Annotated in this window: 13 protein-coding genes; 5 read left to right on the top strand and 8 right to left on the bottom strand. The window is 35.8% G+C overall.

Features of this window, described 5'->3' with window-relative positions:
* Positions 1-389: 389 nt before the first annotated feature.
* Positions 390-593 (top strand): hypothetical protein, encoded by a 204-nt coding sequence (locus tag ACICQD_RS05115; protein WP_010962508.1) that lies wholly within the window; start codon positions 390-392, stop codon positions 591-593.
* On the top strand, positions 590-814 hold the full coding sequence (locus ACICQD_RS05120) for a hypothetical protein (RefSeq protein WP_395461694.1): 225 nt from the start codon (positions 590-592) through the stop codon (positions 812-814). The genes ACICQD_RS05115 and ACICQD_RS05120 overlap by 4 nt, the downstream gene beginning before the upstream one ends.
* Here ACICQD_RS05120 and ACICQD_RS05125 read toward each other — a convergent pair.
* Positions 798-1,564 (bottom strand): IS5 family transposase gene (locus ACICQD_RS05125; RefSeq protein WP_395461441.1). Its coding sequence is split into 2 segments (ribosomal slippage): positions 798-1,237 and positions 1,237-1,564, totalling 768 coding nucleotides; the frame shifts between segments, so codons are not numbered across the junction. The two genes, ACICQD_RS05120 and ACICQD_RS05125, sit on opposite strands and share 17 nt — an antisense overlap.
* Before the next feature lie 173 nt (positions 1,565-1,737).
* On the opposite strand from ACICQD_RS05125, the gene recJ reads away from it, so the two are divergent.
* The gene (gene recJ / locus ACICQD_RS05130) at positions 1,738-3,477 is read left to right on the top strand and encodes a single-stranded-DNA-specific exonuclease RecJ (RefSeq protein WP_395461695.1); all 1,740 of its coding nucleotides are present in this window, start codon (positions 1,738-1,740) and stop codon (positions 3,475-3,477) included.
* 982 nt (positions 3,478-4,459) lie between these two features.
* Here the strand turns inward: recJ and ACICQD_RS05135 are convergent.
* Positions 4,460-5,266: a YgfZ/GcvT domain-containing protein gene (locus ACICQD_RS05135; protein WP_395461696.1), complete on the bottom strand. Its 807-nt coding sequence runs from the start codon at positions 5,264-5,266 to the stop codon at positions 4,460-4,462.
* A 186-nt stretch (positions 5,267-5,452) separates the two neighbouring features.
* Here ACICQD_RS05135 and ACICQD_RS05140 point away from each other — a divergent pair, with 186 nt between their 5' ends.
* Together ACICQD_RS05140 and groL are read left to right on the top strand one after the other, a co-directional pair.
* Entirely contained in the window at positions 5,453-5,734 is a 282-nt protein-coding gene (locus ACICQD_RS05140; protein WP_173862895.1) for a co-chaperone GroES, read from the top strand.
* 100 nt (positions 5,735-5,834) lie between these two features.
* A complete protein-coding gene (gene groL, locus ACICQD_RS05145; protein ID WP_395461697.1) occupies positions 5,835-7,484 on the top strand; it encodes a chaperonin GroEL in 1,650 nt (549 codons plus the stop codon).
* 223 nt (positions 7,485-7,707) lie between these two features.
* Here the strand turns inward: groL and ACICQD_RS05150 are convergent, their stop codons facing one another.
* The 6 genes from ACICQD_RS05150 to coxB form a co-directional block, all read right to left on the bottom strand.
* On the bottom strand, positions 7,708-7,830 hold the full coding sequence (locus tag ACICQD_RS05150) for a hypothetical protein (RefSeq protein WP_255703183.1): 123 nt from the start codon (positions 7,828-7,830) through the stop codon (positions 7,708-7,710).
* Between the two features lie 216 nt (positions 7,831-8,046).
* Positions 8,047-11,169 (bottom strand): AsmA-like C-terminal domain-containing protein, encoded by a 3,123-nt coding sequence (locus tag ACICQD_RS05155; RefSeq protein ID WP_395461698.1) that lies wholly within the window; start codon positions 11,167-11,169, stop codon positions 8,047-8,049.
* Entirely contained in the window at positions 11,162-11,599 is a 438-nt protein-coding gene (rnhA, locus tag ACICQD_RS05160; RefSeq protein WP_010082655.1) for a ribonuclease HI, read from the bottom strand. Before rnhA ends, ACICQD_RS05155 begins: the two co-directional genes overlap by 8 nt.
* 175 nt (positions 11,600-11,774) lie before the next feature.
* A complete protein-coding gene (locus ACICQD_RS05165) occupies positions 11,775-12,662 on the bottom strand; it encodes a heme o synthase (RefSeq protein WP_264373930.1) in 888 nt (295 codons plus the stop codon).
* Between the two features lies 1 nt (position 12,663).
* Positions 12,664-14,214, bottom strand: coding sequence for a cytochrome c oxidase subunit I (ctaD, locus tag ACICQD_RS05170; RefSeq protein WP_395461699.1), 1,551 nt, complete (start codon positions 14,212-14,214; stop codon positions 12,664-12,666).
* Between the two features lie 15 nt (positions 14,215-14,229).
* The gene (gene coxB, locus ACICQD_RS05175; protein ID WP_010962498.1) at positions 14,230-14,994 is read right to left on the bottom strand and encodes a cytochrome c oxidase subunit II; all 765 of its coding nucleotides are present in this window, start codon (positions 14,992-14,994) and stop codon (positions 14,230-14,232) included.
* Positions 14,995-15,596: the final 602 nt, after the last annotated feature.

Below are 15,596 nucleotides of genomic sequence, written 5' to 3' on the forward strand. Positions count from 1 at the left end.
CCTAATATAAGCTGAAATGCGCTTATAAAGCATTTAAAACATCAAAAAACGCCGATTTAAAAAATGGATAGTGAATAACTAGCTACCCTAGGGTTTCTTTTGCCTTTTTTTCTGTTTAGTAAATTTCTTAATGTTTATAATTTAGATTAGTTGCGGCTTAAAAGCAACTAAATCGCGGTTATTAAGCGTTTAGAATAAAAAAACGCCATACTTGAAAGTATAATGTAAGTAATTAGCCAACCACGGGGCTTCTTTTGCCTTTTTTTTCATTTGGTAAATTTTTTAATATTTATACGGAAGGTAGCGCGTGACGCTGGAACCCCAAAAAAAGGATGATGTCATCCCAGTGCTCCTTTTTTTGTCATCCGAGTAGCTGACACTGTCCTCCTTTGTCATCCCAGTGCCCAGACACTGGGATCCAGCATTTCACGCAATCCCATCAAGAACGTTGTATTTTACATAACACTTTTATGCTTACCAACTTAATAAAATTCCTGGATCCCAGTGTCAGCTACTCGGATGACAAAAAAAGGAGCACTGGGATGACAGGAGAGGGAGGCTACTTGGATGATATCATAGGGGCACTGGGATGACACCATTCTTTTTCCTGGATCCAAATAGTCAAGGCACTGGAATGACAAAAAAAGGAGGCACTGGAACGACAAAGTGGAGTGTCTGCTTCTGTCATCCTATGATAGCTAAAAAGACCTGGTCACGCGCTGGAATGACACCGAAGGGGCTACTGCCCTCTTGGATGGAGACCAGTGTCAGCTACTTAGAACCTGTCTTGAAAGGAACTAAGCAGCTAATTTAGCAAGCATAATAGTAATCATATTAAAGGAGATATTAGTTTTTGAAGTAAGAGGAGAATGCTCATAATCCTTGCTCATACGTCTAAAATTGGAAAGCCAAGCAAAAGTTCTTTCAACAATCCACCGTTTAGGAATAACTTGAAATCCTACAGCATCAGCTGCTTTTTTAGTAATCGTCAATAAACATCCTGTTTTCAATAAACAGTAATTTTGCAATTTACCAATATATCCCTGATCAGCGAGAAACCTTTGTAGCGTTGGAGCTTTTCGTTTAGCTTGAGTAAAAAGATTTAGAGCACCATCACGATCTTGAATGCCTGCACTATGAACATCAGCTGTAATAATTAGGCCTATTGTATCCACAATGATGTGACGTTTTCTACCCTTTATTTTCTTGCCAGCATCATATCCTCTGGATCCCCTTTTTGAGTGGTTTTCACTGATTGACTATCAATTATTCCTACCGAAGGTATTTCATTTTTGCCAACCATTTTTCTTACCTTTTTTACTAACATATCGTGTATTTCTTCCAATTTGCCACTATTACGCCACCTGAGAAAATAATCATACACCGTTTTCCATGGCGGAAAATCTTTTGGCAGCATTCTCCACTGGCAACCACCTTTCATTATATATCTTATTGCATTAATAATTGTTCTAATATTGTGCTTTCTTGGCCGTCCTACTGCACCTTGTGCAACACTTGGCTCCAAAATTTCCCATTCTTTGTCACTTATATCACTTGGATACATTTTTACCTACTATTTTTTACTTATCTCATCATATTCTCTTTCTCATTTCTTTTCAAGACAGGCTCTTAGATGATACCTTTTTTCTACTTAGTTTAGGTTATGCAGAAGTCTAATACAATTATAGAACAAGCTTAAAAATTCTGGTAAAGTAGTTTTATTTACAAAGAAAGAATATGCTACTTGAAATTGAAAAGCGCAGCATAACAAATGCATTGTGGAAGTTGCAAGAAGCAGATCAAAGGCAAATCTTAACTCTTACACAGAGATTTGAGTTACCAGAAATATTAGCAAGAATATTGGTTACTCGTGGTGTTAACATAGAAAATGCAAGCGACTTCTTATATCCACTAATCAGATCGCTATTACCAGATCCCTTTCACCTTCTTGATATGGATAAAGCTGTTTCTCGTATAATACGGGCAATAAAAAATGATGAAAACCTTGCAATATTTGGTGACTATGATGTTGATGGTGCAACGTCGTCAGCATTGATTAACAGGTACCTGAGAGCAATCGATATACACTCTATAATCTACATTCCAGATCGTGTTGATGAGGGTTATGGATTAAACACAGATGCTTTATTACAACTTAAAAAGAATGGAATTGATTTATGTATTTCCGTTGATTGTGGTACGCTTGCATATCAACCAATAGAAGATGCAAAGGCTTTTGGTCTTGATATTATAGTTGTTGACCATCACCTTGGTACGGAAAAATTACCAAGCGCCGTAGCAGTTGTGAATCCAAACCGCCTTGATGAGAGCTCTCCTTATAATAACCTAGCAGCAGTTGGAGTGTCATTTCTGCTAATTGTTGCTCTTAATAAAAGCCTACGTGAGCAAGGATTTTTTACCAACAAAAAAGAACCAGATTTATTTGATCTGTTGGATTTGGTTGCCCTGGGAACTGTCTGTGATGTTATGCAGATCACAGGCCTCAATAGAGCACTTGTCTCACAAGGATTAAAAGTTATGTCAACAAGAAAAAACGTTGGCTTGCGTGTTTTATTTGATGCTTTGGGAATCCTTGAAAAACCAAGTGTTTCTCGATTAGGGTTTAGTATTGGGCCATGCATAAATGCTGGAGGAAGAATTGGAGAAGCATCGCTTGGTGCAAGGTTGCTTTCCACCGATGATGATGAAGAGGCACATTCAATCGCGCTAAAATTAATAGATTTGAATAATGCAAGAAAAGTGTTAGAAAATGAGGCTCTCTTGGAAGCTACAGCACAAGCGGAAAAGTCTGCCCAATCAGGTGCGAATTTTATAATGATAAGTGGCAATTGGCACCAGGGAATAATTGGTATAATTGCATCAAGGCTAAAGGAGCAGTTTCACTTGCCAACAGTAGTGATATCTTCAAATAATGGAATAGGAAAAGCAAGCTGTAGATCAATTTTGGGAGTTGATATCGGTGCTGCAGTCCTTTCCGCAAAGTTTATAAATTTGATTATTGAAGGTGGTGGCCATAGTATGGCGGCAGGATTTTCAATTAAAGAAGACAAAATAAATGATTTGCATGATTTTTTTACTGAAAGATTTTCAAACTCTATAAATGAGAAAACTTTAAAAGCTGATAGTATAGTAACTGCTAAAGCAATAAATTTGTCTTTATGGAATCAATTGCAACGCTTGGGACCATTTGGAGTTGGAAATCCTGAACCAAGGTTTATTATCCAAGGAGCAAAGATAAGAAAGCCTGAAGTTATAGGAGTTGACCATATAAAATGTTTTATTGCTGATGATAATGTTATGGTAAGAGCTATTGCATTTCGTTCTGCAAATACTCATCTTGGCTCTGCTATCATGCAGGGTAATGTTAAAGCTATTTTGGGTAAAATCTCTATGAATTACTGGAATGGCAATGAATTTGTACAATTTTTAATAGAAGATGTATTGACCATAAGTTGAGTGTATCTGTTCAGCAGAGTGGCAAAATAGGTAGACAAGATAAACCAAAAAATCGAGAAAAAGTGAGTTTACAACAACTGGTGTCATGAAATTATCTGACACTGATTTCCATCCAAGAGGGTGTCATCCCAGTGCTCCTATAATGTCATCCCAGTGCGTGACACTGGGATGACACCCTACTTAACCGTCATACCGCGATTCATTCGCGGTATCTCTTAGCCGCTAACAAGTAGCGGGATGACGAGCTTATCGTCATGCCACTGCGAACCGTCATACCGCCGCGAACCGTCATACCGCGATTCATTCGCGGTATCTCTAGATCCCGCTAACAAGCAGTGGGATGACGAGCTTATCGTCACGCCGCCACGAACCGTCATACCGCGATTCATTCGCGGTATCTCTAGATCCCGCTAACAAGCAGCGGTATGACGAGCTTATCGTCACGCCGCCACGAACCGTCATACCGCCGCGGCGCTAACAAGAGATCCCGCTAACAAGCAGCGGGATGACGGTTGTCGTTTAGCCATAAACATTAAAAAATTTACCAAATGAAAAAAAAGGCAAAAGAAACCCTAGTCATTGTCTATTTTCAGTATTGGCGTTTTTAAGTCTTAAACACTGCAATTTAGCTGCTTTTGAATGCAACTAACCTACGCTGCAAATGTTTAAGAAATTTACTAAGCAGAAAAAAAGGCAAAAGAAACCCCGTGTTAGCTAGTTGTCACTCTCTAATCCTGCAAATTGGCGTACTATACTGTCTTAAACGACTTATAAGCGCGTTTCAGCTTATATAGGTAAAAACCCAGAAATGTTGTGAAGACATAAGGTGCACATAGTGCAAAAAATTAAAAATAAGACGCCAACTACGTTGTTTTCTTGCTGTTTAATCTGCACAGATGAAGATAACTGAATACCTTCAATACCATGATAAGGGCGCTGGCGAAGGGTGTCAAGCAAGTTTTTCGTTTCTATATGCGCTACCTTAAGACTTCAACGTCTTAACGCACCTAACTCCATCTGCATATAAATTTGCATGGCTCTTTCCAGTATTAAGCAATGCAAATCCAATGTTGTCTACACTAGAGCGCAGTTCCCCTATTTCCTCATTGTTTTCATTTGTCACTTTAGTGCCAATATCTGGAAGTGCGTTATCCCCCTCAACAAGGTAAAGTTTTCTTCTGAATATTTCTTGTCTGCTCATTCGATTTACAACTTCCTGACCTATATAACACCCCTTATTAAAGCTTATACCGTTTACTTTATCGATTAAAAATTGCAGCGGAAACGATGAATTCTGCACCATATCTTTCGCTCCATCTGGAACGAGATTTTGAATTCTGACTTTTTCATACTGAGTAAAATCCCCAACCGGCTCTTTTATTTCATCTTTATGTATGATCCTCATTCCTAGCAGCTTGTGCCTTGGATCTTGAAAAATAACTTGTGATTCACTACTACACTCCGCCAACTTAGTATTAAACAAAACTCCAACCTTATATAGTGCGCTAACGTCTTTAATCTTTACCCTCAAATAAGTTTTAAGTAAACCTAGTTTCTCGATTATTTGCTGCAAGTGCATGTTTTCGCACTCCAAGAGGGTGTATTTACCATATTCAATAAGAAAAAAATCATATAGATATTTTCCCTGAGGGCTAAGCAATAAAGAGTAAATGGCTTTTTGGCTATCCAACTTATTAATATCATTGGTTATAATACCCTGCAGAAAATCTCTAGTGTCAGGCCCATATAGCACTATCACACCACGACTTAAAAATGGTATATAACTCATGAAATCTCTATAAATAAATCTAAATTTTATTATATAACATTAGGCTCTTTTAGAAACTGCTTTTGGCGTGCATATTTTATAATGGCGTGCATATTTTACAAGCTCCAGCCCTTGAAATCTAACTTACGAGTATATATATATAAACTTATAAGTTAATTTGTTGATGAGGAAAAACAAATGTCAAGTATAAGTTTAAATGTATTAGATGATAGCGTGCTGATCAAGCCTATTAGCGAAGAAAAGCAAGGTGGAATTGTGCTTCCATCAAGTGCTGAAAAGAAACCTACTAAAGGTGAAGTTATAGCAATTGGTGAAGGTTCACGCAATTCAAGTGGCGAACGCGTAACTTTAACTGTGAAAGCTGGTGATAAAGTGTTCTATCGCCAATGGGCTGGTACAGAAATAGAACATAATAATGAGAAGCTTATCGTGATGAAAGAGTCCGATATACTTGCTGTCATTAAGTAGCAGTCTTTATTTTACTAAACTGAAACAAAGCGCAACATAGCGCATTGTAAATGATTTTATTATAGTTTTCTAAATTTTTTATTAACAAGAGGTGATAAAAATGACTAATGTAGTAGTATCAGGTGAGCAGTTGCAAGAAGCCTTTCGTGAAGTTGCAGCAATAGTGGATTCAACGGTAGCAATAACTGCAGGACCTAGAGGAAAAACAGTAGGGATTAATAAGCCCTATGGAGCACCAGAAATTACAAAAGATGGTTATAAGGTGATGAAGGGTATCAAGCCTGAAAAACCATTAAACGCTGCGGTAGCAAGCATCTTTGCACAGAGTTGTTCTCAATGTAACGATAAAGTTGGTGATGGTACAACAACGTGCTCAATACTAACTAGCAACATGATAATGGAAGCTTCAAAATCAATTGCTGCTGGAAACGATCGTGTTGGTATTAAAAACGGAATACAGAAGGCAAAAGATGTAATATTAAAGGAAATTGCGTCAATGTCTCGTACAATTTCTCTAGAGAAAATAGACGAAGTGGCACAAGTTGCAATAATCTCTGCAAATGGTGATAAGGATATAGGTAACAGTATCGCTGATTCCGTGAAAAAAGTTGGAAAAGAGGGTGTAATAACTGTTGAAGAGAGTAAAGGTTCAAAAGAGTTAGAAGTTGAGCTGACTACTGGCATGCAATTTGATCGCGGTTATCTCTCTCCGTATTTTATTACAAATAATGAAAAAATGATCGTGGAGCTTGATAATCCTTATCTATTAATTACAGAGAAAAAATTAAATATTATTCAACCTTTACTTCCTATTCTTGAAGCTATTGTTAAATCTGGTAAACCTTTGGTTATTATTGCAGAGGATATCGAAGGTGAAGCATTAAGCACTTTAGTTATCAATAAATTGCGTGGTGGTTTAAAAGTTGCTGCAGTAAAAGCTCCAGGTTTTGGTGACAGAAGAAAGGAGATGCTCGAAGACATAGCAACTTTAACTGGTGCTAAGTACGTCATAAAAGATGAACTTGGAATCAAGATGGAAGATCTCACGCTTGATGATCTTGGTACGGCTAAAAATGTTAAAATTACTAAAGATAATACCACAGTTGTCAGCGAAAATAGCGATTCTGACAGTGTGAAAGCTAGAATCGAGCAGATTAAATCTCAAATTGAAACTTCAACTTCTGATTATGATAAAGAAAAGCTAAGAGAACGTTTAGCGAAATTATCAGGTGGCGTTGCTGTGCTCAAAGTTGGTGGAGCAACTGAAGTGGAAGTTAAAGAACGTAGAGATAGAGTCGAAGATGCGCTGCATGCAACAAGAGCTGCAATTGAAGAAGGTATAGTTCCAGGTGGTGGGGTTGCGCTTCTTTATGCTTCATCTGTTCTCGACAAATTAAAAGGTGCAAGTGACGAGGAACAAATAGGCATAAACATTATCAAGAAAGTTCTCAGTGCTCCAATTAGAAGGTTAGTCAAAAATGCTGGTCTTGAATCTGCTGTTATAATTGACTATTTGATTAAGCAGAATGATAAAGAGCTTATATACAACGTTGAGGCTATGAATTATGCTAATGCGTTTACAGCTGGTGTGATTGATCCAGCAAAAGTGGTGCGTATTGCTTTTGAAACAGCGGTATCTGTTGCGAGTGTGCTGATAACTACTGAATCTATGATAGTTGATGTACCAAGCAAAGAAAATGCTTCATCTCCTATGGGTGCAGGAGAAATGAGTGGCATGGGTGGATTCTAAGTAGAATGAAACCGTGGAGCAATTGCTCCACGGTAGTTCCAAAAAATCTCACATTTTACTATTCGTTAAAGGTAATACGTTTGGTGCAGAAATGCACTACTGTTTGCATCCGTTTCACTCCTTTATATTGTGGTTGTCTAATAACAAAAAGGCAGCATAAGAAAACTATAACCCCTAGTATATTTATACTATAGCTGACCCAAGCAACACGTCATACCGCGATTCATTCCACAACTGTACGAACATTACAATATGGCACATAGTAAACGATGTCATGAAAGTAGCTGACACTGGAATGACACCCTTTTGGATGGAAACCAGTGTCACGCACCGGCATGACACCCATTTGTTCCTATAGTTGTCTTTTCTCGTCTACCTTATTTTGCCACTCTGCTGAACAGATACAATTTACAACCACCCCCCTACCCTTTTTAGTTGTTCAGCAAATATAGAGAGGTTAAAGGGAGTGGTATTACTTAAACAACTAAATAAAAAACCAGGTAGATCATTCTGAAATTCTTGCATTTTTGTCCATAATTTTGTTAAATAACTTCCCTTTTGGTCATATCGAACCAAATTTCTTTTTCACACCACCTTTTAAGCCACTTTCGTTAGTTTTTGTCATAATGCGATCAAACACTCCCAATAACCTCTTTAATAGGTTTGGAGTTAGCGAAGAGATAAGATCAACAGATACGTTATTGTTTTTGTCATCACCACTTGCTTTATAGTCTATTGAAACGATTCCCCTACTTTTCCCACCAGTAAGAAGTTTCCCAATTATAGGAATTTTTAACAAAGATTTATTAATTGAATATGCTGGTATTACTTGTCCTTCAACTTGGAATTTATAATTTCTAATGTCGAGCTTACCGCTAGTGCTAATGCCTAATTCCGCTCCTTCAAGCCAAGATTCTTCAATTTCAACAGAGCCGTCTTTGTATGAGAAAGGTGCATTGCATTTATAAAAGTATACACCTTCATTTTTTATAGCATTTACAATGCCAGGCAATGAAGACATCGACAATAAAGTAGTAAGTAGTGGAGCATCTTTGATGTAGAAATTGCTAATGGATAACGTACCATAATGTTCTCCACTTTCTCTCTGAGGAGAGAGATAAAAAGACAATTTGCCGTTTTTAATTGATTTACTAATGCCTAAGGAACGCAAAAGCATACCTGAATTATCCGCATATATTTCGAGCCCTATTCCACTGTATTCTGCTAGTATGTTGCTGCTATTTTCCAGAAACTGCCCTGTAAATTGACTTCCATTGCAATTACCTTTAGTACAGGTTACATTCAGCTTAGCATTTTTGATAACGATGCCTTCTTTCATAATTACATTGTCAACATTCATACTAATCTCTATATCTTTATTTAATCCATTACTGTTTTTGCCAAGCAAGCCTAAAATATCACTTAAGTTAATTTCCTCACCATAAATAGTTATGGCATTTTTCTCCTTACCTGATTCAATTTCTATACTAAAATCATTATCAGGCAATTTAAAGCTACTAGAATTTAAATATAAATTTCCATTTTCTACTCTTCCGCTGAATTTTATATCTAGGTCATTTCCTACAATGTCTAATTTATCTACTAACAATTCACCTGCTCCTTTTAACCTTGTAGAAAACAAAATTTTATTGTGATCTTCAAAGCGATTTTTCCACCCTAAGTAGCTTGAATGTGATTCAAATTCTGATAAATCTATATCACCATTAACATACCCCGTCTTATCTTGATTTATCACTGACTCTAAATTTGCACTGACATAGCCACTATCAAAATTAAATATTTGAGCGGGTAAATCTCCGGTCAAATTCCAGGCGAAACTTTCATTCCTATTGCTACTTTTCAGGTCAAATAATAGCTGTGTGTTATTCACCATACCACTACCATTTAAATCTATAAAGTCACTGCCAAAACTAAGCTTAATATCATATTTACCAAGACTTGCATTATAGACGGCCAAATTGTCAATTTCAGAATGAAAATTTGCTGAGAAGTCTACTTTTTTGTCATCAGCATTTAGATTAAAAATGCGAAAATTAAATACGGATTTTGCCATTCCACTTACTTTATCCCTTTCAACCTTCACCACATCATCCAGCTTAAATCTTATAGGCTCATATAAACCATACGCATCACTTACAGCTTTGCCATTAATGGTTAGAACTGAATCTTCCTTATTTAGAGATTTCATTTCAATATCACCACCATTAACAGTGAAATTCTGAAACTTAGCGCTATTTACAGTAATTTCAAGATCGTTATTCTTGATGATCAAATCACCCTTTAATTCCTTTACTTGCTCAAAATCTTCATCAAATTTTACGCTACCGTTTTCTATATCAGCAACAATTACAATGTCTGACAGATCGTCATCAACCAAATTGTTAATTTTGCCATTGAAACTTACAATGGTATTTAAAACATCCCCATCAATATTATCACAATACCAGCTTTTAAATTTACTATTTACTACACTATCTGGTATATAAGTACATAAATCCTTTGCAGCAAACTTACTAATATTAATTCTAAGCAAAGCATGACTTGTACCAAAGTTCATTTTGCCTATTAAAGAGAGATACGTGTCATTTAACTTAAAATGGAAGTTTTTTACACTAATAATTCCATTACTATATGTTAAATTTATATTTACATTAGTTAAGGCCAAATTTTTGTTCAAATAATTTTCTGTATTTAATACGTATATATTTCCATCTACAATTTCATCCTTTTTATTAATTTTCACTGAGAAGCTTCCTTTGAATCCTATATTTTTGTCCAAATTGTAGCTTTTAACTAATGTAGAAAACTTGCTCAATAGTCCCAATTTTAGATCATAAAATGTCCCGTACACATTTAGCAAATTGTTGCGATTTTTTATCGTAATTGATAAATCATCCAAAAATCCCTTTCCATCTTTTGTATTCACATGAATATCTAAAACATTAAAATCTTCCCCCTTCCCTATATATAATTTATCAATAAAAAATTCATCTTCTGTGCTTTTATCAATAGCGATGTTAGTAAATTCAATTTTTGAATCCGCATTTAAGTCAAAAAAAAATTCCCTTATTGTTTTTAATAGATTTTTTGCACTACTTTCTGTCATCTTGAAATTCTTCCCTGTCATCCCAGTATCTTTTTTTCCTGTCATCCCAGCACTCGTCCTTGTCATCCAAGTAGCTTGACTACTTGTTTCTTTTTTTCTAGATTCCAGCGTCACGCGCTGGAATGACACCGAAGGAAGGCGGTTACTACTTAAATAATGATTATCCAAAAGGTCTAATGAGTTTTGCGGATTAACATTAGTTTCTTCTCTCTTGATACATACATGCACATTATCAGCTGAAACCTGAGAGAGATTTGTACTAGCTTTAAATAAGGAACTTAACTTAAAATGTACAAAAAGCTCAGGAACTTTTATAGTAAAATTAGGGTTTGCTATTGCCAAATCCGTAATGACTAAATACGGATCTTTGCCATCTTTCTGCCAAACAACTGAGGTATTCTCCATATTAACGCTTGAGCCAACAAATATTTTTGATATTTTATGTTTAACATAAAAATCAATATAATTAATATTGATTTCTAAAGGCTTAAAAAAAATAAAGAAGCACAATATGAATAATAAAGCTACGGAAAATAATATAGTAATTTTTTTAAGCATCGATTATTGCTTTTCTTGCTAAACTATCAGCCTCCTCATTATACTTATCGCCACTGTGTGCTTTAACCCACTTCCAATCAATTTCGTGTTGTGAAGCAACGTTGTCTAGCTCTTTCCACAATTCCATATTTTTTACTGATTTTTTATTACTTGTTTTCCAGCCATTCATTTTCCACTTATTTATCCATTCTGTTATGCCATGCTTAACATAAAGACTATCCGTATATAAATTAATATTACAAGAAAATTTCAATACTTTCAGCCCATTGATCACCGCTGTTAACTCCATTTTATTGTTTGTGGTATTTTCTTCTCTACCATAAATGTCTTTTCTGTAATCTTGAAATAATATGATAGCTGCCCATCCTCCCGCTCCAGGATTACCAGAACACGCCCCATCCGTATATATTATCACTTCTTTTTTACTCATCTTTGTTTATATCGGTTAACAAAGTATATAGTTGCTTTTATGAAAGCACAATTTCTAAAGGTAGTTTAAGCTGCACCTTTAAATTTTATTATAGAAACAAAAAAAAGTGTGACAACGAGCATTACCAAAAGGAAAAGTAAAAAATAGTTTTTATGCTTCTGCCGTTCTTTCATAACTAAAATAAATCAATAGAACAAAAAATAATACTGGCGAATAGGGAAAATAGATAAGAAATTGAATAAGAAAACATTTTTTTCTGTGAGCTGTGATTCTTGAACTTCATAACAGATACAGCGTACCAAATAAAAACGCAACCTTCAAAGGTTGCCATGCTTAGATAAAGTAAAGCCTTTTTCAAAAATAGAGCCGGAAGCAAGCTAGTTAGCACCAGCAAAACACTATAAATTAATATATATTTTCTTGTTTTTTCCGGACCATAAACAATATTGAACATTGGAATCGATGCCTTTGCATAGTCTTCAGACTTATTTAAAGATAGGGCCCAAAAGTGTGGTGGAGTCCACATAAAAATTACTAAAAATAAAATGAAACTTTCCCAACTGACAGAATTAGTCACAGCTGCCCAGCCAATCATTGGAGGGAAAGCACCTGCTGCACCACCGATAACGATATTCTGCGGAGTGCGTCTTTTGAGCCAGATCGTATATACAAAAACGTAAAACAATATGCTGATTGCAAGTAAAGCAGCAGAAATATAGTTTACTGCTATTGCCATGATAAATACTGACAATATTCCAAGAGTTATACCAAATTCAAGCGCGCTTTCTGCAGAAACTCTACCTGAAGGTATAGGGCGGTTTTTTGTCCTTTCCATGAGCAGATCTATGTCTTTGTCATACCACATATTTATAGCACCTGCAGATCCTGAGCCAAGAGCAACACATATAAGAGATATTAGTGCTAGAAAAGGGTGCATACTACCTGGTGCAGTAACCATACCAGCAACTGCAGTAAATACCACAAGATACATTATCCTTGGCTTCAGCAAACGCCAAAAATCCAGTATTGTTGATTCAACATTTAGCAAAACACTTGTGTACATTCTATTTTACCACTGGTGGCTTTTCGAAAGTATGAAAAGGCGGTGGTGAAGATACCGTCCATTCCAAGGTGTCACCTTCCCAAGGATTATCTCCAGCTTTCTTGCCCCATTTAAAAAGATGTATAACTATAAACACAAAAAACATAACTGAAACAAAGGACATATACGAACCAATTGAGGATATATAATTCCAAGGGATAAACGCATCAGGATAATCAGGTATACGCCTTGGCATACCAGCTAATCCTAAGAAATGTTGAGGTAAAAAAGTGATATTGGTGCTAATAAAAGTAAGCCAAAAGTGGATTTGACCTAAGCGCTCATTATATTGTTTACCCGACATTTTACCAATCCAATAATAAAAGCCAGCAAAAGCTCCAAATAATGCAGCAAGTGACATGACATAATGGAAGTGAGCAACAACATAATAGGTGTCGTGCAGGAGCTTATCTATTCCACCATGAGAAAGAATTATTCCCGTTATGCCACCGCCAACAAACATGAAAATAAAACCTAGTGCAAATAGCATAGGGGTCTTAAACTCAATTGCTCCGCCCCACATAGTTGCAATCCAACTAAAGACTTTTACACCAGTTATAACACCGATAAAAATTGTGGTGGTGCTAAAAAATGCAGCAGCGTCAGCACTAAGCCCAACAGTGAACATATGGTGAGCCCAAACCATAAAGCCAAATACTGCTATACCTATCATTGCATAAACCATCCCTATGTAACCAAATACAGGTCTGTGAGAAAAAGTTGATACAACCTGACTTATGATGCCAAATGCAGGAAAAATAATTACGTAAACTTCTGGATGACCAAAAAACCAAAATAAATGTTGAAATAACACAGGATCGCCACCACCGGCAGGATCAAAAAAGGAAGTACCAACATTGCGATCAGTAAGAAGCATAGTTATAGCACCGGCAAGCACTGGTAAGGCAACAATCAACATAAATGATGTTAGCAAGACAGACCAAACAAACAGTGGCATCTTAGTTAATGACATTCCTTTTGTGCGCATGTTAAATATAGTAACTATAAAGTTGATCGCCCCAACAATTGACGACATACCAGCAACATGAAGTGCAAGTATAGCAATGTCAACTCCTGCACTTGGATGGGACATTACCTGTGATAGAGGTGGATATAAAGTCCAACCTGTACCTGGACCTTCACCAATAAACACTGAGAGAATGAGCAAAATAAAAGATGACACTAATAACCAAAAACTTAAATTATTCATACGAGGAAATGCCATATCTGGTGCGCCAATCATGAGAGGTACAAACCAGTTACCAAATCCTCCCATGAGGGCTGGCATTATCATAAAAAACACCATTATCAACGCATGCCCTGTAACCATTACGTTATATAATTGATAGTTATTGTTAAGTATATTAATGTGCATTAGCTGAGTGCGAATAATCACCGATAATAATCCACCAATAATTCCAGCTAATATGGAAAAAATAATGTACAGTGTCCCTATATCTTTATGATTGGTGGAAAACAACCAACGCTTTATGCCCTTTGGTACGTCACTCATATCTATACTCCAAATTTAACTCACTAATTTTCTATTTTCAATCCACTTATTAAAATCTTCTTTGCTTACTGCTTCAACAACAATTGGCATAAATCCATGGCCTTGACCACACAATTCGTAGCACTGCCCATAATAAACACCAGGCTTTTTGATATTAAACCACGCCTCATTCAGCCTACCTGGTATCGCATCAATTTTTACACCAAAAGCCGGTACTCCCCAACTGTGTATCACATCTCCTGCTGTAACTTGTAAACGAACGTTAGTATTAACGGGTAAAATGATGTTGTTATCAACAGAGAATAGCTTTAAATCTCCTTCGATAAAGTCTTCTTTTCCCTTAATATAACTATCAAATGACACACCTTGATATTCTGGATATTGGTAGCTCCAATACCATTGATGGCCAATAACTTTTAGTGTTATGTCAGCTTTCGGTATTTCTTCCTGTAGCTTCAGTAATTTAGCGTTTTCAAAGGCTAATATTCCAACAATGATAGTTGGTATAACAAACCAAATAATTTCTAAAGGAACACTATGGGTAGTTTTACTTATGTTTGTTACTTTGCTTTTACGAAAGCGAAACGCTATATAAGCAAGCAGCGCCCACACAAAAAGCATTATTGTAACCATCACAAGCATCACAAACGAATGTGACCTAACTACAGCCTCCATTACTTCAGTTGCAGGAGCAGGAAATCCAAATTGCCAGGAAGTAGGAGCAGAGGCAACAGATATATTTGAGTAAAATATTATCAATAGTGCAAATAACTTCACCATATCTTTTGTTTGTTTGCTATAAAACTAAGTGATATACTGTATAATAGTATATATAAACTTACTATGCAAATAGAGATTAGTGATGGTTAATAATTTTTTAGCATTCAACAAGTATAATAGTACAATACTAATTGAGGAAAAAAGCATTTACATAAATCTATTGTAAGTAAAAATATTATAATATTTTAAATTAAGTATTTACTTTAAGTAAATTCTATAATAAGTTTAATAGTGTCTGTTACTGCTAATAACCCTCTAGCCTCACACCTAAAAGCAGTAACAGACACTATTAAACTTTATGACAAGTTTATAATCTGTAAGATCAAAGTCTTACAAGTTTCTTTATTTCATTATACATTGCAGTTTGTTAATTAACTTTTAATGCCTATGGTGGCATTTACAGCTTGGACCAAAGGTTTATGTATTATAGAAAATAATTATAAAAAAAACACACTATTTGTATACCATACAAACTTTTTTTATTCTGCATAGCTGAGTTACTAGATTCTGTAAACGAAATCTTTAGAGAAGCCAAATGGGCAAAGTTTCATGAAGGTCTTTGGCATCTCTTAGCATAGATCCCTTACTTAACCATCATACCG

The sequence above is a fragment of the Wolbachia endosymbiont (group A) of Therophilus tumidulus genome, assembly GCF_964277345.1.
Taxonomy (GTDB): domain Bacteria; phylum Pseudomonadota; class Alphaproteobacteria; order Rickettsiales; family Anaplasmataceae; genus Wolbachia; species Wolbachia pipientis.